Annotated in this window: 15 protein-coding genes and 2 pseudogenes; 14 read left to right on the plus strand and 3 right to left on the minus strand. The window is 39.6% G+C overall.

Translation table 11 applies throughout. The features are described from left to right. The first annotated feature begins 31 nt into the window (after positions 1 to 31). The 9 genes from MHH70_RS12800 to glmS all read left to right on the plus strand — a co-directional run bounded on the left by MHH70_RS12800 (position 32) and on the right by glmS (position 14144). Positions 32 to 4258: an InlB B-repeat-containing protein gene (locus MHH70_RS12800; protein ID WP_342471674.1), complete on the plus strand. Its 4227-nt coding sequence runs from the start codon at positions 32 to 34 to the stop codon at positions 4256 to 4258. Between the two features lie 311 nt (positions 4259 to 4569). Continuing rightward, positions 4570 to 5469 (plus strand): arginase, encoded by a 900-nt coding sequence (gene rocF, locus MHH70_RS12805; RefSeq protein ID WP_342471675.1) that lies wholly within the window; start codon positions 4570 to 4572, stop codon positions 5467 to 5469. A gap of 443 nt (positions 5470 to 5912) precedes the next feature. Next, positions 5913 to 6476, plus strand: a complete 564-nt coding sequence (gene sigW, locus MHH70_RS12810; RefSeq protein WP_066165449.1) for an RNA polymerase sigma factor SigW — start codon at positions 5913 to 5915, stop codon at positions 6474 to 6476. 13 nt (positions 6477 to 6489) lie between these two features. After that, entirely contained in the window at positions 6490 to 7101 is a 612-nt protein-coding gene (locus MHH70_RS12815) for an anti-sigma factor (protein ID WP_107943829.1), read from the plus strand. 189 nt (positions 7102 to 7290) lie between these two features. Next, positions 7291 to 8118, plus strand: a complete 828-nt coding sequence (cdaA, locus tag MHH70_RS12820; protein WP_066165453.1) for a diadenylate cyclase CdaA — start codon at positions 7291 to 7293, stop codon at positions 8116 to 8118. Next, positions 8111 to 9115: a CdaR family protein gene (locus MHH70_RS12825; RefSeq protein ID WP_342471676.1), complete on the plus strand. Its 1005-nt coding sequence runs from the start codon at positions 8111 to 8113 to the stop codon at positions 9113 to 9115. Before cdaA ends, MHH70_RS12825 begins: the two co-directional genes overlap by 8 nt. A 486-nt stretch (positions 9116 to 9601) precedes the next feature. Continuing rightward, the gene (gene glmM / locus MHH70_RS12830; protein WP_107943828.1) at positions 9602 to 10954 is read left to right on the plus strand and encodes a phosphoglucosamine mutase; all 1353 of its coding nucleotides are present in this window, start codon (positions 9602 to 9604) and stop codon (positions 10952 to 10954) included. A gap of 125 nt (positions 10955 to 11079) precedes the next feature. Then, positions 11080 to 11604, plus strand: coding sequence for a type 1 glutamine amidotransferase domain-containing protein (locus tag MHH70_RS12835; protein ID WP_066165260.1), 525 nt, complete (start codon positions 11080 to 11082; stop codon positions 11602 to 11604). A gap of 737 nt (positions 11605 to 12341) precedes the next feature. Continuing rightward, positions 12342 to 14144, plus strand: coding sequence for a glutamine--fructose-6-phosphate transaminase (isomerizing) (gene glmS, locus MHH70_RS12840; protein WP_342471677.1), 1803 nt, complete (start codon positions 12342 to 12344; stop codon positions 14142 to 14144). A 520-nt stretch (positions 14145 to 14664) separates the two neighbouring features. Here glmS and MHH70_RS12845 read toward each other — a convergent pair. Then, a pseudogene (locus tag MHH70_RS12845) lies at positions 14665 to 14883 on the minus strand (DMT family transporter); the annotation flags it as partial. A 613-nt stretch (positions 14884 to 15496) separates the two neighbouring features. Here MHH70_RS12845 and MHH70_RS12850 point away from each other — a divergent pair. Then, positions 15497 to 19264 (plus strand): S-layer homology domain-containing protein, encoded by a 3768-nt coding sequence (locus MHH70_RS12850; RefSeq protein WP_342471678.1) that lies wholly within the window; start codon positions 15497 to 15499, stop codon positions 19262 to 19264. Positions 19265 to 19680: 416 nt separating this feature from the next. Here MHH70_RS12850 and MHH70_RS12855 read toward each other — a convergent pair whose 3' ends face one another. Then, positions 19681 to 19878 (minus strand): hypothetical protein, encoded by a 198-nt coding sequence (locus MHH70_RS12855; protein ID WP_107943823.1) that lies wholly within the window; start codon positions 19876 to 19878, stop codon positions 19681 to 19683. Positions 19879 to 20059: 181 nt separating this feature from the next. Here MHH70_RS12855 and MHH70_RS12860 point away from each other — a divergent pair, with 181 nt between their 5' ends. Continuing rightward, entirely contained in the window at positions 20060 to 20368 is a 309-nt protein-coding gene (locus MHH70_RS12860) for a hypothetical protein (RefSeq protein ID WP_342471679.1), read from the plus strand. A 293-nt stretch (positions 20369 to 20661) separates the two neighbouring features. On the opposite strand, the gene MHH70_RS12865 is transcribed toward MHH70_RS12860, so the two are convergent. Then, positions 20662 to 22016 (minus strand): IS3 family transposase gene (locus MHH70_RS12865; protein ID WP_342471680.1). Its coding sequence is split into 2 segments (ribosomal slippage): positions 20662 to 21563 and positions 21563 to 22016, totalling 1356 coding nucleotides; the frame shifts between segments, so codons are not numbered across the junction. Between the two features lie 71 nt (positions 22017 to 22087). Here MHH70_RS12865 and MHH70_RS12870 point away from each other — a divergent pair. The 3 genes and pseudogenes from MHH70_RS12870 to MHH70_RS12880 all read left to right on the plus strand — a co-directional run. After that, positions 22088 to 22192: pseudogene (locus tag MHH70_RS12870) on the plus strand (transposase); the annotation flags it as partial. A 324-nt stretch (positions 22193 to 22516) separates the two neighbouring features. Beyond that, entirely contained in the window at positions 22517 to 22675 is a 159-nt protein-coding gene (locus tag MHH70_RS12875) for a 3-oxoacyl-[acyl-carrier-protein] synthase III C-terminal domain-containing protein (RefSeq protein WP_161956429.1), read from the plus strand. Positions 22676 to 22734: 59 nt separating this feature from the next. Next, on the plus strand, positions 22735 to 23244 hold the full coding sequence (locus MHH70_RS12880) for a YfiT family bacillithiol transferase (protein WP_107943464.1): 510 nt from the start codon (positions 22735 to 22737) through the stop codon (positions 23242 to 23244). Positions 23245 to 23254: the final 10 nt, after the last annotated feature.

Raw genomic sequence — 23254 nt, forward strand, 5'->3', positions numbered from 1 at the left:
TAATACAAATTACACAAAGGAGAGGATATTGGTGAAAGAAATATGGCGGCAAAGGATGTCGTTATTTATTATTTTGTTGTTATTTTCACATACTGTATTTGGGTGTATGCCGGTATTTGCGGAAACGAATCCTACATTAAATATTATGCTAACAATTGGTGACCAGCTATACGAGGAGGGGGATATTGCAACAGAACCTGTCACCATTCATGTCACAACAACTTCGACAGATAGCGCTACTATTCAAGTAGAGTGGTCGATCGATGAAGGGGGTTCATGGACATTATTTAATTTGGCATCACCGCATACATGGGAACAGCAAGGTGAGCATGCGATCTGGTTTCGAATTATAGGGCAGTCTACTATTTATAAGCGTTTTATTCATATTCGCCCACAACCGTTTTCATTATTCACAGCAAATCCAATTATTTATGTAAGCAAAAGTGGTGATGATAACAATAACGGTACAAGTTGGGCTGATGCTGTTAAAAGCGTGCAAGTCGCATTAGATAAGGCTAGCGCTGGCGACCAAATTTGGGTTGCTGCGGGGACTTATACCCCGACAAAACGGGCTAATATAAGTGACCCTTATACTGCTCATTTTAGAATGAAAAATGGCGTAGCAATCTACGGAGGATTTGCGGGGAATGAAGAAACATTAGCGCAGCGCAATATTGAAAGCAATGAAACGATATTCAGTGGCGCCCTTCCAAGCGGGGGAAATGCGTATCACGTATTTTACCATCCAGACGAACCCGATCTCAAATTGAATGAAACAGCGATACTTGATGGCGTCACAATTACAGCAGGTTATGCAATCCATGCCACGCAAGTTCACAACATGCACGGAGCGGGAATGTACAATAGCGGAAATAGCCCGACCCTAAGAAATATAATATTTACTACAAATATTGCATATCGCCTTGGTGGAGGAATATACAATAGCTCAAGTAATCCAGCCCTAATAAATGTAACATTTATTGAGAATAGAGCCTATTCCGGCGGCGGGATGTACAATGAATCAAGTAATCCACAGTTAACAGATGTCATGTTTAATAACAATAGAGTTTCAATGGACGGTGGTGGCCTCTATAACAATAGCAGTAATCCAACCCTAATACGCACTGCATTTACAGCTAACAATGCAACATACAATGGAGGGGGGGTCTACAATACTGGGAACAGTAATGCTACTTTGACGGATGCCTTATTTAAACAAAATAAAGCAGCTGGGGAAGGTGGCGGAATGTATAATAGTAGCAGTAACCCAACGCTAACAGATGTGGTGTTTGAGCAAAATACAACAGATTGGTCAGGCGGGGGGATGAATAATAGTAACAGTAGCCCAGCCTTAACAAATGTAACGTTTAGTGGAAATCAGGCATTTTATGGAGGAGGGATTTATAATATTGGCAGTAGCCCGACGCTAATAGATGTAAAGTTTAATGAAAATACAGCATCCCAACAAGGGGGAGGAATCTATAATAAGGATGCAAGTAATCCAACTTTAACAGATGTAGTATTTGAGGAAAATAAAGCAACTTGGTATGGGGGCGGGATGTCTAATCATGGCAGTAGCCCAGTCTTAACAGATGTAATATTTAATATGAATCAAACGACGTTAGGGGGCGGAATGTATAATGACAATAGTAACCCAACCTTAACAGGCGTTAATTTTAATGAAAATAGAGCAACAGAGAAATCTAATTCAGGTGGTATTGGAGCGGGTATGTACAACTCCGCAAGTAGTCCGTCCTTAACAGATGTCATCTTTTCTGAAAACATAGCAGACAATGGAGGTGGTGGCATATACAATGGTGGTGGTAGCGAGCCAATCATCACAAATGTTTCTTTTACTGCAAATGAAGCGAGTACAGGAGGCGGCATGTTTAATGGGGCAAATACACGTCCAACATTAATAAATGCACTATTTACTTTCAATCTAACGAAAAATAGTTTCGCGGGAAGTGCTATATATAGCTTTGATACGACAAATATCAGTTTAATGAATGCGACCGTATATGCGAATGGACCAGCAGCCATTCACGGAGGCGCCGCGCACAGCCAAATTGTTAATAGTATCATCATAGGAAATGCAAATACAGGGGCACTGACTAATTTTGGGGGCAAGGTTGTAAATAGCTTGGTCGACGTATTGGCAGGCTCAGGAATCCATAAAGGACAGTTGTTTGATGCGAGTGGTGACCCGATAAGCCTAGCAACTTATATGCCAGAAGATGTATTTGTTCATCCGGCTGATGCAAACTTGCATTTGAAAATAGGTTCACCAGCGATTGATGTAGGGGATTCTAATGTCCATACAGTTGCAACAGACCTTGCAGGGAAAAAGCGTGTTCAAGGGGCTGCCATCGATTTAGGTGTATATGAAATGCAGCCTTATTATACAGTTAGCTATGATGCCAACGAGGCAACAGAAGGAACAGTTCCTATTGATAGTGGGGCATACGAGGAAAATATGTCCGTTACAGTGCAAGATAATACAGGACATCTAAAGAAAGCTGGCCATACTTTCATAGGCTGGAATACACAAGCAGATGGAAAAGGAACCTTCTATGCTGTAAATGCAACTTTCCAAATGGGGGCAGAGGATGTTACATTATATGCCCAGTGGACAACAAATCCAACGTATCGTGTAAGCTATGATGCCAATGGTGCCACAGGAGGAAGTGTACCGCAGGATTTAGGGGAATATGAAGAAAATACCCTAGTAACAGTGCAAGAAAATAGTGGAAATTTGGTGAAAGCCGGTTATACTTTTACAGGCTGGAATACACAAGCAGATGGAAAAGGAACCGCTTATGCCGTAAATACGACCTTCCAAATGGGAGCAGGGAATATCACATTATATGCCCAGTGGACAACAAATCCAACGTATCGTGTAAGCTATGATGCCAATGGTGCCACAGGAGGAAGTGTACCGCAGGATTTAGGGGAATATGAAGAAAATACCCTAGTAACAGTGCAAGAAAATAGTGGAAATTTGGTGAAAGCCGGTTATACTTTTACAGGCTGGAATACACAAGCAGATGGAAAAGGAACTGCGTATGCCGTAAATACGACCTTCCAAATGGGAGCAGGGAATATCACATTATATGCCCAGTGGACAACAAATCCAACGTATCGTGTAAGCTATGATGCCAACGGTGCCACAGGAGGAATTGTGCCGCAGGATTTAGGGGAATATGAAGAAAATACCCTAGTAACAGTGCAAGGAAATAGCGGAAATCTAGTGAAAGCCGGTTATACTTTCATAGGCTGGAATACACAAGCAGATGGAAAAGGAACAGCCTATGCCGTAAACACAACCTTCCGAATGAAGGCAGGGAATGTTCGTTTGTATGCACAATGGAAATCGAATACATTAAATGAAGAAAAGAACCCTTCTAATCCGCCAGCATCAGGAGGCGGTAGTTCTTCTAATCCGCCATTGGATAGAGATAGCAACATAGCAATACCGATTAAAATCTTCTTTGAAACCAGTGGTGGCGAACTTTTAGAAGCAATAGAGATTAATCATAATACAAGGATTCTTGATTTACCTGTTCCAATAAAAGAGGGCTTTATGTTTGAGGGCTGGTATACAGATAAAACACTAACAGAAAGATGGGTGGGGGATACGCTAGTAACGGAAAATCTCACTCTTTACGCTAAATGGATAGAGCTAGCTAAGGAACTACCTACTGAAAAGACCTTCAAAGATATTGAGAATCATTGGGCAAAGGAAATGATTGAAGCCTTGACAGCACAAGGCATTATTCAAGGCTATGAGGACGGTACATTCCGACCGAACGAATCAGTAAGCCGTATGCATGTAGCAGCACTGCTGACAAGAGCCTTTTCATTCGAACCAGTACGACTAGCAAGTGATTTCACAGATGTTTCACCCGCCCATCCTTATTATGACGCAATTAAAGAATTGCAACAGGCAAGGATTGTCGATGGTGTAGATGGTGCTTTTTTACCTACAGAAAAAATGACACGAGCGCAGCTAGCAAAGATACTTGTTGGTGTACTCGGGTTAACACCTGAAGGGACGACTTCATTTATTGATGTCGATAGCGCACATTGGAGTGCGGGGTATATTGCAGTACTTGAGCGTGAGGGAATTGCGCTTGGAGATAATGGCGAATTTCGTCCAAACGAATCTGTCACACGCGCCCAATTTGTAGCGTTCCTATCTCGTATTTATACGGCTTCAAAAGATATAGTCCTATTAGATGATGAATCATTCGAATAGCGTGGAATAAAGTTTTTCACAATTATATTACTTTTAGATAATATAATTGGATATGATGCAGGGAAAGTAGATCCACTACTTTCCCTATATTTTTTTGTAGAAAATTGGAATGTATAAAAAATAAGGGCCTCGCTTATCTTAATCTATAATGATTAAGTGCTTTATATATAATGAATCTGCATGTTTTATTAAGATTCTAGGTGATATGTATTTATAAAATTAACGAATAATTATACATAAAAATGTCGAGTTGAGCCAACAGGCTATCTCGTTTTACAATAAGGGTATTATGGAAGGGAGATTTGAAAAACATGAATAAATCAGTAGCTATTATTGGGGTACCATCAGATTATGGACAAAGACGCCGCGGTGTGGATATGGGACCAAGCGCTATTCGTTATGCAGGGGTTGTGGAACGTTTGGAGGCGTTAGGATATACAGTGAAGGATGAAGGCGATATCCGTGTAGAAAAGGCGCCAGTAAAGCAGGAGCAAAATGAGAAATTATTAAATTTAGATGAAGTTGTAGAAGTATGCTCGAAGCTAGCGCAAAAGGTAGAAGGAGCAGTAAATGACAAACGCACTCCCCTTGTACTAGGCGGCGACCATAGCATTGCAATTGGTACATTAGCAGGGCTTGAGAAATATAAAAACTTAGGTGTGATTTGGTTTGATGCCCATGCTGATATTAATACACCAGAATCAACACCATCTGGTAATATACACGGTATGCCACTTGCGGTAAGCCTTGGTCTTGGTCATGAGCGTTTAACTTCGATTCACCATGCGGGACCGAAAGTAAAAGCGGAAAATATCATTATTATCGGTGCTCGCTCTGTAGATGAGGGTGAGCGTGAGTTAATTAAGGAAAAAAATATTAAAGTTTACACGATGCATGAAATTGACCGTCTTGGTATGACGGCAGTTATGGAAGATGCGATTCGTTATTTACAGAAGCGCGGTGTTGATGGTGTGCATTTATCATTAGACTTGGATGGTTTAGACCCATTATACACGCCAGGTGTTGGTACACCTGTAGCGGGAGGTATTACATATCGCGAGAGCCATCTTGCTATGGAAATGCTGCAAGAGTCGGAAATGATTAGTTCTGTAGAATTTGTAGAAGTTAATCCAATATTAGACGATAAAAACAAAACGGCGAATGTAGCTGTTGCGCTAATTGGCTCATTATTCGGCGAGACGTTAGTGTAAAGTACAATCAGCCATTAATTCCTCCATTATTTGACACAAGGAGCTGTCCGGAAAGTCCATTTTGTTTAGACACCGCATTGAAATAAATGTTTTCATCGCTTCCCTTTTACTGAGGGATAACACTGATAAAACCAATGTTCATCCCATTTTTAAAAGAGGCGTTTTCTGTTTATATGAATCAACATTTTGTGAAATATCATCACTACTGTCCAAAATGCCGGCTATGCACGGCTTTTTGGACAGCCCCTTTCCACTTAACTCTTCTGTAATTTGATGAACCTTATTCCACAATTCATGACATTGCTATACAGAATCTAAACAAAATTGAATTTACTACAATTTCCTGTTTAATTTTTGGTATAATAAAAAGAAAAAACTGAAACCTTTCTTAAGGTTGTTCGTATATGGTAGTAACAGCTGAGAAGGTAGAGAGGATTGGCACGATGGATGCGTTAGTGAACAAGAGAATAAGGCAAGTGCTTAAAGGTGATCAAAACGCATACGCCGATATTGTGAACCTCTATCAGCACAAGCTGTATCAAATTTGTTATCGAATGCTTGGCAACAAGCAGGAGGCAGAGGATATTGCACAAGAGGCATTTGTACGTGCGTATATTAATTTGCACTCATACGATCAAAAAAGGAAATTTTCAACGTGGATATATCGTATAGCCACGAATCTTTGCATTGACCGCATTCGTAAAAAGAAGCCGGATTATTATTTAGATGCGGAAGTAGCAGGGACGGATGGTTTAGATATGTATTCACAAATTGCAGCAGATGAGCAGCTACCAGAAGAAGCAGCGATGCAGATGGAGCTACAGGACCGCATTCAATACGAGATTAGCCGATTGCCAGACAAATATCGCTCTGTCATTGTTTTAAAATACATTGAAGAGCTATCGCTACAAGAAATTAGTGAAATTCTTGATATGCCCCTTGGCACAGTAAAGACACGTATTCATCGTGGTCGGGAAGCACTTCGCAAGCAGTTAAACAATTTGTAGGAGGAGAATTCGCATGAGAACGTGTCCTGAACATTATATTGACTATATGCATGATTATTTAGATGGCGATATTACACGTGAGCATGAACAAGAGCTGAAAAAGCATATGCAAGGCTGTGTCGATTGTCAAAAGCATATGCATGAACTAAGCGATACAGTGGCATTTGTCAAAAGTGCGACACATATTACAGCGCCTCCGCATTTTGAGGCGAATGTAATGAGTCGTTTACCGAAGCGTAAAAATGCGTTGGGCATTCAAAAATGGCTACGCAGACATCCAATTATTGTGGCGGCTGCGGTATTCTTTCTATTAATGGGGGCAACTTTAATCGCCAGCTATCCGAATGACAATCAGTTTTCTGTAACAACACAGCCAAATTTAGTTGTTGACGGTCAAACTGTTATTGTGCCAAAGGGTGAGGTTGTTAAAGGGGATGTCGTCGTAAAAAATGGCAACCTAATTATTGAAGGGGAAGTAGATGGCAATGTCACAGTAATTAACGGCAGTTATATGGCTTCTACTGCTGTCGTATCAGGGCAAATCGAAGAGATAAATGAAACATTCGATTGGCTTTGGTATAAAATAAAAAAAATGGCGAATGACTTCGTGGCGTTATTTGAATAATTCATGCAACTTTTCTTGAACTTGAACGTTCGATAAAGATAGAGTGTAGATGAAATGATAAATCATTTTGTCTACACTCATTTTTTTGCTCCAACAGCTCTTTAGAGAAAGCGGTAGCAAGGGGAAGTGTGTTATACTATTTTTGTATGCAACAGTTAGAAAAGTGGGGGATGCCACGTGCAGTTAATAATGAATCAGTTTACAGATTTAACACCTGTAAATTATATATTTGGCTTAATAGATATACTCGTTGTATGGTATGTAATTTATAAGCTGCTTGGTCTTATTCAAGGAACAAAGGCTGTGCAGCTATTAAAAGGGATATTTGTTATTGTAATTGCTAAAATCGCTACAGCTCTTTTCGGTTTAAGCACGCTAGATTATTTATTAAAACAAGTAATCGAATGGGGTTTTTTGGCGATTATCATTATTTTCCAGCCAGAAATACGCCGTGCGCTTGAACAATTAGGTAGAGGGAAGATATTCCAACGCTCGACGAACCAGCAGGATGAAGAGCAAACACGCCTAGTTGAAGCAATGAAAAAATCAGTCAGCTATATGGCAAAGCGTCGGATTGGTGCGTTAATATCGATTGAAAAAGAAACGGGTTTGACAGAATATATTGAAACAGGAACAGCGCTGAATGCAACTGTATCCTCAGAACTCTTAATTAATATTTTTATACCAAATACACCGTTACATGATGGTGCAGTAATTATGCAAAAGGATAAAATTGCTGCAGCGGCATGCTATTTACCATTGTCTGAAAGTCCGTTTATCTCAAAGGAGCTAGGTACACGACATCGCGCTGCACTAGGTTTAAGTGAAGTGACAGATGCAATAACAATTGTTGTATCAGAAGAAACAGGTGCAATAAGCATTACAGTCAACGGCAATTTACATCGCAATTTAGCGATTGAGGAATTCGAGACATTGCTACGTAAAGCATGGTTTGGTTCAGAGCAAGAAACAAATCAAGCCTCTAAGTGGACTTGGAGGGGGAAAAAGAATGGATAAATTATTTAATAGCAATTGGTTAGTTCGTCTTACTGCACTATTATTTGCTATCGCATTATTTTTCTATGTGCAATCTGAAAATAATTCAACTAGAAGCACACCTAGTGCAGAGCAGGCAGATGTTATTGAGGACGTTAAGCTGGAAGTATATTATGATGATGAAAATTTAATCGTAACTGGGCTTCCGGAAACGGTTAATGTAGGAATCGAAGGACCTATGCCTATCGTCATGCGTGAGAAATTAGCAAAAGATTATAAAGTATTTGTCGATTTAAATTCATTGTTTATTGGCGAGCATAGAGTTACAATACAGACTGAAAACTTTTCAGAGAAGTTAGAGGTAACGGTTTATCCGCAAGTCGTTAATATCAGCATTGAGGAAAAGGTTACGAAGGAGTTTCGTGTAGAGCCTGAAATGAACAGTAGACAAATTAATGAAGGCTACGTATTGAAAGGGATGACAGTGGAGCCTAACTACGTTTTTGTAACAGGTGCGAAAAGCGTAATGGATAACATTAATTACGTAAAAGCCTCGATAAAAGCGGAGGATGGTATCACAGAGTCATTTAAGCAGCAGGCAAATGTCAAAGTATTGGACCGCGATTTGAATAAGCTGGATGTCACAATACAGCCAGAGGCAGTAGATATTAATGTTGAAATTGATGAATATAATCGAGAAATTCCCCTTACACTGAAACAAGTGGGGCAATTGCCAGAAGGTGTAACAATTAATGAACTATCTTTAGGTCAGGAAAGTGTCAAAGTGTTTGGTCCACAGTCCATTGTGGATTCCATAAATGAGATTATAGCTGAACTTGATTTATCCGGATTAACTGAATCTGGAGAATACGAAGTGATAATTCAGAAACCGGAAACTCCGATGAAGCTTTCTGATGAAAAAGTTACTGTTCATGCCGATATCACTGTAGCAGAAGTCGAAAGCGAGGAAGTTACGGCTGAGAACCCTGTAACAGACGGGGATACAGGAGAAGAATAGAAAAGGGAGCTCTCACAGACTTTTGTGAAGAGAAGACCACCTCGGACACAGAGTGAATAATTACTAAATGTGCCGCAAGGATATCTCCTCTAAATTATTTAACATCTTCCAGTAAATAATTTCTGCGACGAGTAACCGCAGGGGGAAAATTCTTTTGTATCGAAAGCGTGGCGATAGGTACAGATACAGAAGTCTCTCACCTCTACAGGTGGCGAGATGAATGCCTTTATTAGGCTTATTTCAGCAGATGGCGGGAGGCACGCTGACAAAGAGGAACTCAGTCTAAGACCGCCACATACTACGGCAACGACTGAGTGACCAACACTGTGTTGGCCCAAGCTTCGGCGAATGTCACAGGTTTTGAAATGAAGTTTTCGGGCAAGCTCGAAAAATCTGGACGCAATTACGCCGAGGCCTAATTGATAAGAGTCTGGCCGAGACTTAGTTAGTTGGACGAACAATGTTGTATTGAAGGAGAGAAAAATAATGGGTAAATATTTCGGAACAGATGGCATCCGTGGGGTAGCGAATAGCGAACTGACACCAGAGCTTGCGTTTAAGCTAGGGCGGGCTGGTGGCTATGTCTTAACGAAGGATACAGAAAATCGACCGAAAGTTCTTATAGGGAGAGATACCCGCATTTCAGGCGAGATGCTTGAAGGTGCATTAGTGGCGGGGCTGTTATCAATTGGTGTGGAAGTAATGCGCCTAGGGGTTATTAGTACACCAGGTGTGGCTTACTTAACACGTGTTATGAATGCTGATGCAGGTGTTATGATTTCTGCATCACATAATCCAGTTGCAGATAATGGCATCAAATTTTTCGGTTCTGATGGTTTTAAATTATCTGATGAGCAAGAAGCAGAGATTGAAAACTTGCTTGATGCAGCGGAGGATACTTTACCACGCCCTGTTGGTGCAGACATCGGTTCTGTAAACGATTATTTTGAGGGTGGGCAAAAATATATTTCTTACTTAAAGCAAACTGTGGAAGATGAGTTTGTCAATATCCATGTTGCGTTAGACTGTGCACACGGTGCAACATCAGCTCTTGCGACACATTTATTTGCTGATTTGGAGGCTGATATTTCGACAATGGGCTCATCTCCGACCGGCTTAAATATTAATGATGGCGTAGGTTCAACACATCCGGAAAAATTGGCTGAATTTGTTGTTGAGCGTGGAGCAGATGTAGGTCTTGCATTTGATGGCGACGGGGACCGTTTAATCGCAGTGGATGAAAAGGGCCATATCGTAGACGGCGACCAAATTATGTTTATTATCGGGAAATATTTGAATGCTAAAGGTCGTTTAAAGAAGGGCACAATTGTTTCAACAGTAATGAGCAATATGGGCTTTTATAAGGCGTTACGTGAGCATATGATGGAAAGCGTGCAAACTGCAGTAGGCGACCGCTATGTTGTGGAGGAAATGCGCGCAAATGATTATAATTTCGGTGGCGAGCAATCTGGTCATATTGTATTTTTAGATTTTAATACAACTGGAGATGGCTTATTAACAGCTATCCAGCTTGTTAACATTATGAAAATGACAGGTAAGCGCCTATCTGAGCTAGCGGCTGAGATGACAATTTTCCCGCAACGCCTAGTAAATATCCGTGTAACGGATAAACATGCAGTTACTACAAATGAAAAAGTAGCAGCAGTTATTGCAGAGGTAGAAGCAGACATGAATGGGAATGGTCGTGTATTGGTGCGACCTTCAGGAACAGAGCCACTAGTTCGTGTAATGGTCGAGGCTGCGACAGAGGCCGACTGTACGACATATGTAGAAAGAATTGCAGAAGTTGTACGCGCGGAAATGGGTTTAACGGAATAGAAAAAGAAGCGTTCAAAAAGCCGGACATAGTTGGCATTTTGGACGCTTTTGCTAGTTCAAGGCGTTTACATATGATGATAAAGGGGAAGTATACAACTGTACTAAATTCAAAGGAGTGTAATGAAATGGCAAAAGTAGCAACATTGATTACGGACAAGTTTGAAGACAGTGAGTACACAAGCCCGAAAGAGGCACTCGAAGCAGCTGGGCATACAGTTATTAATATTGATAAGGAAGGCAATAAAATGGTGACAGGTAAACAAGGCGAGGCAACGGTAAAGATTGACTACGGTGTTGATGAAGTAAATCCAGCAGACTTTGATGCCCTGTTAATTCCCGGAGGCTTTTCACCAGATTTGTTACGTGATGATGAGAGGATTGTCACATTTGCAAAGCATTTTATGGATGAAATGAAGCCGGTATTTGCCATTTGTCACGGCCCCCAATTATTAATTACAGCAAAATCCTTAGAGGGACGAGATACGACAGGCTACAAATCCATAAAAGTAGATTTGGAATATGCGGGTGCAAAATTTCATGATGAGGAAGTATTCGTTTGTCAAAAGCAGCTTGTCACAAGTCGTACACCAAAGGATTTACCAGCGTTCAATCGGGAAATCGTGAACCTTTTACAAGAGAAGGGATTATAATAGAGTATCTGTAGGCGAGAGGATAGTTGTTTCGTCTACAGATTTTTTAAAATATCTTGACATTTGCCACAATAAACAGATATAAATGCATATTTCTTAAAGTGGATGATTGACGAACTGTCATATTTTTTGTATGATGAAAAAGCTTATTGCATGCGCTACGAAGGAGGAGAAAAATAGCGCACTATAAATCATAAAGGAAAATAATTATAGCGCCTGAGCTAAGGAAATAGAGCGGACATCAATCCTTAGTTGACGAGGTGGAGGTTTATCGAAATTTCGGCGGATACCTCCCGATTGACAATGCCCAGTCGTCATATTCGTTTTAAAAGCAGAAAAGCGATTTTCTGTACAAACAAGCGAATAGGCATAAAAAAGCGAGAGCAAAACTACAAAGCCTAAACGTTGGCACGCCTGTTAAACAGAACAGCTGTCCACAAAAAGGTGCTGATTTGTAGTCTATTTCGTATTGCCTTTTCTCTTCATTCAGTTTTTCGATGCAGACAGCTAGATGATGTTCTTGCCAAATGAAGAAAAAATCTCCAATCAGTGGATGCTTTTTTCCACTGATTGTTAGTTGAACCAATCGGGCTTTTACGGGCAGTTGATCGTCGACTTATCCTTTAGCGTATTTTCACTTACGTCTTGAAGTGGGTATTTTACTGCCCGTTAATGCGGGATATATTTAGATTATAAATCGTAGTTTTGTCCTCGAAACGACTTGGAGGAAACATACGATGTGTGGAATTGTTGGATATAATGGATTATTAGATGCAAAGGAAATTTTATTAAAAGGATTAGAAAAGCTAGAGTATCGTGGTTATGATTCGGCAGGTGTTGCACTTCGCAATGAAGCGGGGGTAACGGTATTTAAGGAAAAGGGGCGAATCGCAGACTTGCGTAAAGCTGTCGATGAGGATGTAGACTCAACGATTGGTATTGGTCATACACGCTGGGCGACGCACGGTGTACCAAATCGTCGTAATGCACACCCGCACCAAAGTGCATCAAGCCGTTTTACACTTGTGCATAATGGTGTTATCGAAAATTATCATTTACTGCAAAAGGCTTATTTAAAAGGCATCCAAATGCAATCAGACACAGATACAGAGGTACTAGTGCAGTTAATCGAACTCTTTGTAAAAGAAGAAGGCTTATCAACAGTCGAAGCTTTCCGTAAAACATTATCTTTAGTACACGGCTCTTATGCTTTAGCACTACTCGACAATGAAGATGCCGAGACAATCTTCGTTGCCAAAAACAAATCACCACTGCTTGTCGGTGTTGGGCAGGATTTTAATGTTGTGACTTCTGATGCGATGGCGATGTTGCAAGTAACGAATCAATTCATCGAGCTACATGATAAGGAAATCGTTATTGTTCACCGTCACCGTGTAGAAATTTCTAAATTGGATGGGCGTATTGTTGAACGTGCACCTTATACAGCCGAGTTAGATATGGGTGATATCGAAAAAGGCACATACCCACACTATATGCTCAAGGAAATGGATGAACAGCCTAGCGTTGTACGCAAAATTATCCAAGCATATGAGGTAAATGGAGAGTTAGCAATTGATGAAGCGATTTTACATGCTCTAAATGAAGCAGACCGTCTATATATTATCGCTGCAGGCACAAGCTCCCACGCCGGACTTATCGGAAAACAATATTTCGAGAAAATTGCTCATATCCCTGTTGAAGTGCATATTTCAAGTGAATTCGGCTATAATATGCCGCTACTTTCCAAAAAACCTTTATTTATCTTTATTTCACAATCAGGCGAAACAGCAGATAGCCGCCAAGTTTTAGTGAAAGTAAAGGAAATGGGTTACCCAACATTAACAATCACGAACGTACCTGGCTCGACATTATCACGTGAATCAGACTACACATTACTACTACACGCAGGCCCAGAAATTGCTGTAGCCTCTACGAAAGCATATGTAGCCCAACTCGCAGTATTAGCTGTAACCGCTTATGCTGCAGGTAAGGCACGTGGAGTCACAATGGATTTTGATTTAAAGCAGGAGCTTGCCATTGCAGCAACAGCAATCGATGCAATCGTTGACTCAAAGGAAACAATGGAGCAAATTGCTGAAGATTATTTAAAAATCGCCCGCAATGCCTTCTTTATCGGACGCGGCCTTGACTTCTGCGTCAGCCTAGAAGGAGCATTAAAGCTAAAGGAAATTTCGTACATTCAAGCAGAGGGCTTTGCAGGGGGCGAACTAAAGCATGGCACAATCGCCTTAATCGAAGAAGGTACACCTGTATTCGCACTTGTCACACAAGAAGAAGTAGCTCTCAACATTCGAGGGAATGTCAAGGAAGTTGTAGCCCGCGGCGCCAATGCCTGCATTATCGCTAGCGCGGGTCTAGAGGAAGAAGGCGACCGCCTCATCATCCCTCACGTACACCCACTACTAACACCATTAGTAAGCGTTGTACCATTACAATTCATTAGCTACTACGCAGCACTACACCGCCGCTGCGACGTCGACAAACCACGCAATCTAGCGAAAAGTGTAACGGTGGAGTAGGGTTTGGCTGGGGGTTGTTTTCGATGTTAGTTTGAAATAAAGTCACGATGTTTATAAAAAAGATGCGATGAAATAAGAAGCCAAAAATCATGGAAATGCTGATTTACCATCCTTTTTTAAATATTTTGATTAAACTTTTTTATAAAAACCACTCATGTATTCGCCAAGAAATTTTTCATTTTGATTAATCTTTGTTTAAAATGAAAAGCTTCTACTTATGGCTAAATCCGTGTTTATATAACGGTTTTAATCAATCTTTATTTTAAAGCTACAAATGGGGGCTGTCCGAAAAGTACATTTTGTTTTGCCACCGCATTGAAATCAATGTTTTCATCGCTTCACTTTTACTGAAAGCTAACACTGCTAAAGCCAATGTTCATCCCATTTTTAAAAGAGGCGCTTTCTGTTTATATGAATCAACATTTTGTGAAACATCATTGCTATTGTCCAAAATGCCGGCTATGCACGGCTTTTTGGACAACCCCTGTTTTATTCCCTTTATAGGTAAAATATAGGTAAAACGGCTGATATCTAATTCTATGACTAAATTATTGAACCATCCAAAATGATCGATAATTATAACAATCACAAGTTGCCCAGCAATCGCAGCAATAGTCGTTGCGATACCCCCAATTTTAGTAACTGCCATCAAACTCAGAAGTAAATACATAGTGCCCCAAAATGCTGCACTTAATTGCCATGTAGGTGCTTCTAGAAGTGCAAGTACGTTTCCACTACCAATTATTTCCCTTAGAATGTTGGCTTGTAGGGAAATTTCGATTAAACATTATTTCAAACCAATAGTAAAGAAAGCTAAGCAAATGATGGCCAATTACAATTATGTCAAATTATATTTGCAATTCTGAATACTTTTACTAAATTTTATGCTAACATTAAATTAATGGTCAATCTGTTTAGCAAACTATTATTTATCTCTCGTTTCTTCATAGTATCCTCTTTAATACCCTAAATGAACCTCACATTTCCTTCGCATTCGCTCCAAAGACCGTTTTGTTTGTTAAAACTTTTTTATTTTTAACCTAATTTTAACCTTCACCCTTTAATGTTTAATTTGGGGAGATTTTCTATTGTATATTCTAAGAGAATGGAATACATTCGTAAAGAAAAATAAGTAGAGTTAAAAATTTATTGGAAGTAATTAGTGAAAAATAGCATATTTTTATCATACTTTTTGTGACAATAATGCTAAATGGTTAATTTCCCCTTTTTGTTGCAACCCGAATTACAGAAACAATCACATTGATATAGTAAAGTGTTTTATATTAATGGGTCATCTACTTGTGATGTTATATTAGGTTGTAAAATACATATTATGGAGGAGAGGAAGAGAAATGTTTAAAAAAGCAAAGCATAAGCTTACAGCAGTGGTACTTATTTTAGGTATGATTTCAACCTTGTTTGTCAATCATCCAGTTGTCCTTGCATCATCGGGCAGTAGCGGTGAATCCACGAAAGCCTACATTGCAAGCTTTAATACAGGAAAAGTTGATGTAGTGGATTTGAATAGCTATACGGTAGAAAAGGCTAAAATTACAGTTGGAACTGCACCGAATAGTGCAGTGATCAACCCGAACGGCACTCAGGTCATGGTAACCAACAGGAGTTCTAACACTGTTTCGGTCATTAACCCTGAAACCGATACGGTGGTTGCCACAATACCAGTGGGTGTCAAGCCTCACGGAGTAGCCTTTACATCGGACGGTAGTAAAGCCTATGTGGCAAATTATGGTAGCGACACACTCTCGGTCATTGATACAGCAACAAATACCATTATGGGTACGATTAATGTGCTGCAATTACCAGTAGCGATGGTGGTGATTGACCAGAAGCTTTATCTTACTCAACAAGGTGCTGACAAAATAGCTGTTATAGACCTTGCAACCGATACCGTCACCGGTCAAATTACGGTTGGTGACTCACCGTATGGACTTTCAGCCAATCCCACTGGTACTAAAATATATGTAGCTAATCAAGTGTCTCGCACAGTTTCGGTAATCAATGTTGCGGACAATACGGTGGAGGCTACTATATCAGTTGGTTCGAGGCCCTCCGCAACTGAAGTTAGTCCTGATGGCGGCACAGTCTATGTTGCAAACACTGATTCCGGCACAGTTTCTGTCATTAACGCAGCTACTAATACGGTGGTGGATACCATTCGGGTAGGCACTTCACCTTATACGATTGGTGTCTCGACAGATGGAAGTAAAGCCTACTCGATTAATTTTACCAGCAGCAACTTGAGCGTAATTGATACAGCAACTAACACTGTGATTGAAACAATAGGTTTGAGCGATGGCCCCTATATGGTAGGTCCCTTCATGGCTATTACGGTCCAGCAGCAACAGGCGGCGGTACCGACGGCGAACCCTGTCGGCAGTGAGGTAGCGTCTGGCACAACGGTAGCTTTGTCTTCAAGCACTGTAGGAGCAGATGTCTACTATACGACGGATGGTAGCACTCCGACTGCAAGTAGTACACTATACAGCGCACCGATCATCGTGACGAGTGCAATGACGATCAAGGCAATTGCGGTAATGTCAGGCATGAGTGACAGCGCGGTGATGAGTGAGAGCTATATAATAAATACACTTGATGCGCCTGTCATTTCAGCGTCAGCAGTTGGGGATGGACATGCAACCATAAGTTGGAGTCCTATATCAGGGGCAACGTCTTACAGGGTGTACCAATCTACTTCATCCGGTTCCTATGGAGCAGCCGAAGCTACAGTCGATAGTACCGTATACAGTTCGAATTTTACAGGATTAACAAATGGGACTACTTATTACTTTGTAGTCAGAGCTGTTAGTGGTGGCACTGAAAGTAGTAATTCCAATGAAGTGAGTGTAACCCCAGCCCCAGCATTAGCACCAATCGGAACAGCAGCAATCGCTGGAGTAACAGCGCCAGTAACGGGTTCAACCCCAGTAACAACGCTAGCTTCTACTCCTGAATACACAGCAACGATTGCTTGGTCGCCAGCAGCAGCGACATTTGCTGCAGGCACAGCATACACGGCGACGATTACATTAACCCCGGAAGCAGGTTATACCTTAACGGGTGTACCTGAGGACTTCTTTACAATAGCCGGAGCAACAACGACCAATGCTGCAGATTCAGGTGTAATCACCGCGGAATTCCCAGAAACTGCGCGTAACATAGACAGTGGAGGTAATATAGGTGGTGGTGGGTCAGTGCCGACAAGCGGCGCACAATTGACGCTTCCGGCAGGTGAAGCAGGTGAGGTTAGCTTTGGAGATGAGGTCACGCTCTCTATTCCAGTTAATGCGACAGAAAAAGAACTAAAAGTAACAATAGATAAATTATTAGATACTCAGCAACTATTAACCGATAAAGACGTACCAGCCAGTTCTATTTTCGAAATACTGAAAAACTTCCCGGAAGACTTCACAAGGTTTGTCACATTGACCTTTAAGTTCGATCCGACAAAGGTAAACGACAACCAGAAACCGGCTGTATTCTACTATGACGAAGTGAAGAAAATCTGGATAGAGGTGACTGGCGGCAAGGTAAATGGCAATAAAATTTCAGTTGAGGTCAATCACTTTACTAAGTTCGCAGTATTTGTAGTTGGCAAAGAAGTTAATTTAGCACAAAAAATTAAACTCAATACGGTTTACAAAGGGCAGCTAAGTGGGCAAACTGATAACACTGATATGTACACATTTGTAGTGCAAGAGCCGAGCTTGATTGATTTAAAGCTGTCGCAAATGAAATCTGAACCGTTGATTACGTTATATGATGAAACGGGGGTTCATTTATCATCGGATTTATATAATGGTATATATCGTGTTGCATTAAAGCCAGGCACATATACGATTGAACTAAACAGTTATATGGAAGTTACATCACCTTATACACTTGAATTAAAAGCTACACCTGTGGAAAATACATCGGTTGGCCCCAATGATACAATTGAACTTGCACAACCTGTTGCATTTGGTCAAGAGATACAGCAAGTGACAACAACCGGTTTACGTTATAATAGTGTATATAAAGTTGAGGTTCCTGAGGATGGGGTACTAACAGTTAAAACATCACATTTAGATAGTCAAGTTGGTTTGAGTAACGCAGAAATGCACTATTTTTATTTACATGAAAAGGGCAAAGTACATGCGGTAGGATTACAAAAGGGAACGTATTATGTACGAGTTTTAGGACATGAACAGCCAAGTAGCTTTGTTATTAACTTTGAAGCAAAACCGATTGAATATGAAAGTAACGATTCGACAGTCACTGCTCAAACCTTACCAATTGCAACATTAACACATGGCTATTTACTAGGACCAGATGATACAGACATATTTAAAGTAAAAGTAGAACAAGCGGGTGAATATCGTTTTACAGTGAATAATTTAGAGCTAGAAAGCTATACAGACCTTTATGTTTATGTCGAAGATGAACAAGGTACGATTGTTTTATCTGATTTTGTGAATGCCACAAAGCAAGCGACATTAACGGAGGGGACTTACTATATTGGCATTAAGCATGGTAGCGTACAAAATGCCTATAATATCCTTTGGGAAAAAGGCTATAAAGCTATATTCAAAGATGTGAAAGTGTCACATCCATATTTTAATGATATTATGGAGCTTAACGCGTTAGGGGTAATCAAGGGCTACGAAGATAAAACATTCAAGCCAAATGAGTTTATTAAACGTCATCATGTGGCAGCGATGCTTGTACGGGCAAAGGCTCCGAACATCTCAGAAAAATTGACGATGGAATTTACGTTCAAAGATGTCTTGAAAAACCATGCAAATTTTACGAATATCCACTTACTTGCACAAAGTGGAATTATCGATCAAAATGAAATGGGCTTTAAACCAAATAACATGATTACGCGTGCTCAAATGGCGAAAATGCTTGTTCATGCATATGGTTTAACATATAACACCGATGCAGAAATGAACACTTTTAAAGATATCGAGGACTCCGCGTGGTATGCAGAATATGTAAAAATTTTAGCTTCACACGGTATTACAACAGGTTCGAATGGTTATTTTAAGCCGAATGAACCACTTCAACGCCAGCAGTTTGCAGCACTTTTAGCAAGAACATTAAAGTTGCAAGAAAACTAAAAAGTACAGTAACGAATTTAATGGAATTTTACAGATTAGATAGAAGAACATAGGGTTATGGAAGGCTTGTTCTGATCGTTGCAATTGAAAGTAAAAAAACAGCCATCGTTTCAAAGAATGGCTGTTTTTTACTGTTTATACGAGTGGACCTTTTGTATCTTCATCTACAGTCACTAAAATTTTACTGGCTTTAAACTGTTCATCATAGAGTTCAGCTCCCTCAGCTGAAACGCCCATTCCTACAAGTGCACCCGCGAGTCCACCTACACCTAATCTCCTGTCAATCCTGTTGTAATAGGTCCAGCCGCTTTGGATAGGCCCGAATCTGGCACTGTAAAGCATCGGAGATCACCGTTCCGATGCCTTACTGTTACGTCATGTCTCTGCCTAACAAATACATCGATTAGTTAGGTAATTTATTCGACCATCTTAGCGTTTACATATACTATTTCAAGAAGAATAACACCAACGGCTACCATCAAAATTGTTTTAGCTTGTTTGAAGCCTATAAATCCGAAAATTAGTAATCCGATCCCTAAAATTGCAAATGTTCCCCCGACCAAATAACCAATTAATAAGAATACGAATCCTATTACGATTAAATTCAATTCCAAATACAACGCCCCCTAATAATGTTTTAATACAGCTGGTACAATATAAAAAGGAATACACAAGGTAATTAACAAGTACACTAAAATCATATCCATATTAAAATTCAATTTAAAGTAACTGTTATTTGGCGCTTACAATGAAGATAACCATGATATATTAACTTTTATAGATACCTATGGAGATTTGTTAAGAGAATTTGATATTTCTAATGAAATGGAGTCAGATTTATGGTCTGTAATCAAGGTTTTAATGACATTTGAACCTTGTTATATTAGATATGACTATGATGTAGAAAATTTCGAGGAAAAGATTCATCCCTTACATCACATCGATGTTAACTATTCAGATATAGGTACTTTTAAATTAGGTTTTAATGATTCCATTCAAATATTAGAAAGGTTAGAATTGGATAAATTTGAAGACATACTTTTAGATGGGAAATCTAGAGCTGAAAAATTGCTACAATTTAATCTAATTATTTTTGTGAATTAGATAGATATTTTATTCAATCTATTTTATAAAAGTCAAAATCAATAAAAACCTAAACCTACACATTTTGCTCAATCTTTGTTCAAAATGTGTGGGTTTCCTTTATTATAAAATCAACGTTTGTAGACCACTTTTAATCAGTCTTTATTCCACCCCTACAGTAGGTTTGAAATAAAGTTGCGATGTTTATAAAAAAGATGCGATGTTTAAAATAAAGTCGCGACGCTTGTAAAAAATACGATGAAACAGTCCCCTTAGTTGAACTGACCCCTAAAAGTTAGACACGGTTATTTCGTTTAGGCAGCTTGGGTAAAATGAGTTCGGTACTGCACCGGACTCATTTTTAATTTTGCCTTCATACGTTTCGTGTTGTAATAGTTTATATAGTTTTCAAGTTCCTTTTTAAAATGCTCGACACTTTCAAATTCCTTTAAATAGAGAAATTCCGACTTCATGATGCCAAAGAAATTCTCCATGACAGAATTGTCGTAACAGTTGCCTTTACGCGACATACTCTGCACAATCCCTCTTGATTGAAGGGCGTGGCGATATGGTTTCATTTGATAATGCCAGCCTTGATCAGAATGCAGGAGGAGCTGATGTTCTTCTGGCAACCGCTCTAAAGCCTTTTCTACCATCTCTGAAACTAATGAATATGTAGGTCTAGAGCCAATTGTATACGTAATAATTTCGCCATTAAATAAGTCTAAAACAGGCGATAAATAAAGCTTTTCACCAAATAACTTAAACTCTGTAATATCTGTTACCCATTTCTCATTAGGCGCTTTTGCTGTAAAATGGCGATCTAAAATGTTAGGCGCAATTTTACCAACTGTCCCTTTATATGACTTATATTTTTTCATACGAACGATGCACTTTAAGCTTAGCGCTTTCATCAGGCGTTGCACTTTCTTATGATTCACTTTTTGCCCACGATTCGCTAGCTCATCACGAAGGCGACGATAGCCATAACGGCCTTCATGTTCCTTATAGATTTCTTGAATTTTGGCCTTTAACTCGGCATCTGGATCGGGACGATTCATCTTCTTTACTAAATCATAGTACGTGCTACGTGGAATTTCTGCGAACGCTACAAGCGCCTTCACCGAGTATTTATGCCTTAATTCATAGATGACTTTTACTTTGTCCTCTTTGGTGATTTTTTCTTGGCTTGAACTAAGGCGTTCAACTTTTTTAAATACTCGTTTTCCATACGTAGACGATTGATTTCTGCTTGAAGTGCTTCTGGTGAGCCTTCTACTGGTGCTTGTTTTGGCTGTTTATTTGTTTCTTTTTTCATGGATGGACGCCCCTTTCTCTTTGATTGAAGGGCATCGAATCCTTTTGTTTCAAATTGTTTTTTCCAAACACGAAGTGTAGAAGGAGTAGCTATATGAAAGATAGCTGCCGTTTCAAGTAAGGACGTACCGTTTTCAATCATATAGTTTAGTACGTCTAGTTTAAACTGTGCCGAATAATTTGTATATCGTTTTATAAATGTTTCTACGCCGTTATACTCATATTGTTTTGCCCAATTAAGAATAGCTTTGTGATCTGTTCCCATTGAGTTAGCAATTTCATGTGAACTTTCTTTGCCTTCTAAGTAGCGTAGGACTGCTTGTAATTTTTCTTCTGATGTATATTTAGCCATATAAAAACTGCTCCTCCAATTGTTAGACGTGTCTAACAATTGGGGAGCAGTTCAGTCTAAAGGGGTGTTTTATGTCTAAAAGAGCAAGAACATCTAAAATTGAAAAATGGATTAAAGAAGGTTGTGGCACTGGTGTTGGTTCGGAATATAAACCTTGGCTAAACATTCAAGACGTTATGTGCAATAATTTTAGAAAAAAACGAATGAAGAGACAGGCTTTATAGATGCGATATATGAAACAGATTCGAGCTTCAAAGATAATATTTTGTATCCAACAAACGGATTTTCCCAATACATGAATAAGGGAGAACTTTTAGGATATGTAGATTGGAAGCCTTTTGATGGCACAGTTTCACTTCCTTATACATTTGAAAAGATTCAAAGATTGTGGAGCGTAATCACTATTCAATGGAAGACGTTGCCGTGTGCTTTTTCTCTCAATTTGCATTAGTGAATATTCAACGCATTCAAGAGCATTTTGCAATTGCCGATGAAAAATTGTGTATGTAGGCGATGAGTATGGTTATACAGGTACAAATTCACCGTTTATTACAATGTATGAGGGTATTGCAAGCAGCAAAATTAAGCGTGGTGATTTAGTACTGTTTTGGACAATTGGTGGCGGTCATGAATTTATTTGTATGCTGTTCCGCTATTAACTCTAAAATAAGTGAATGGTTATTTTTTGAATAAAAAACGAGGAAAAGAGGTTTTAGAAATGGATGTGAAATCCCCGATTGGACAATTGCAAGCTCCCGAAAATGTAACGACTGAAAATATGGAAGAATGGTTAAATAAAATTGAAACATATCCAGCTCGACTAAGGAAAACTGTCGGTACATTAAACGATGAGGAATTAGAGAAAACATATCGTGAAGGTGCATGGACAGTGCGTCAGCTTGTTCATCATATTGCAGATTCACAATTAAACATGTATCAACGCCTGAAGCTAGCTTTAACCGATGACAATCCAACAATCCCAAGCTTTGATGAAGAAAAATGGACTGTTCAACCAGATACAGAGCTACCTGTAGAATGCTCACTGAAAATGTTGGAAGGCATTAATGAACGCATCGTTTGTTTAGGCAAAAGTCTAACGGGAGAGCAATTAAATCGAGTGTTTACACATCAAGTGAATGGAGAGATTCGACTTACTGCAAAATTAGCCAAATTGGCTTGGCATGGGGAGCATCATTTAGCTCATATAAAAATTGCGTTAGCAAAATAAAAAATAGCTG

The organism is Metasolibacillus sp. FSL H7-0170 (genome assembly GCF_038593115.1).
Classification (GTDB): domain Bacteria; phylum Bacillota; class Bacilli; order Bacillales_A; family Planococcaceae; genus Metasolibacillus; species Metasolibacillus fluoroglycofenilyticus.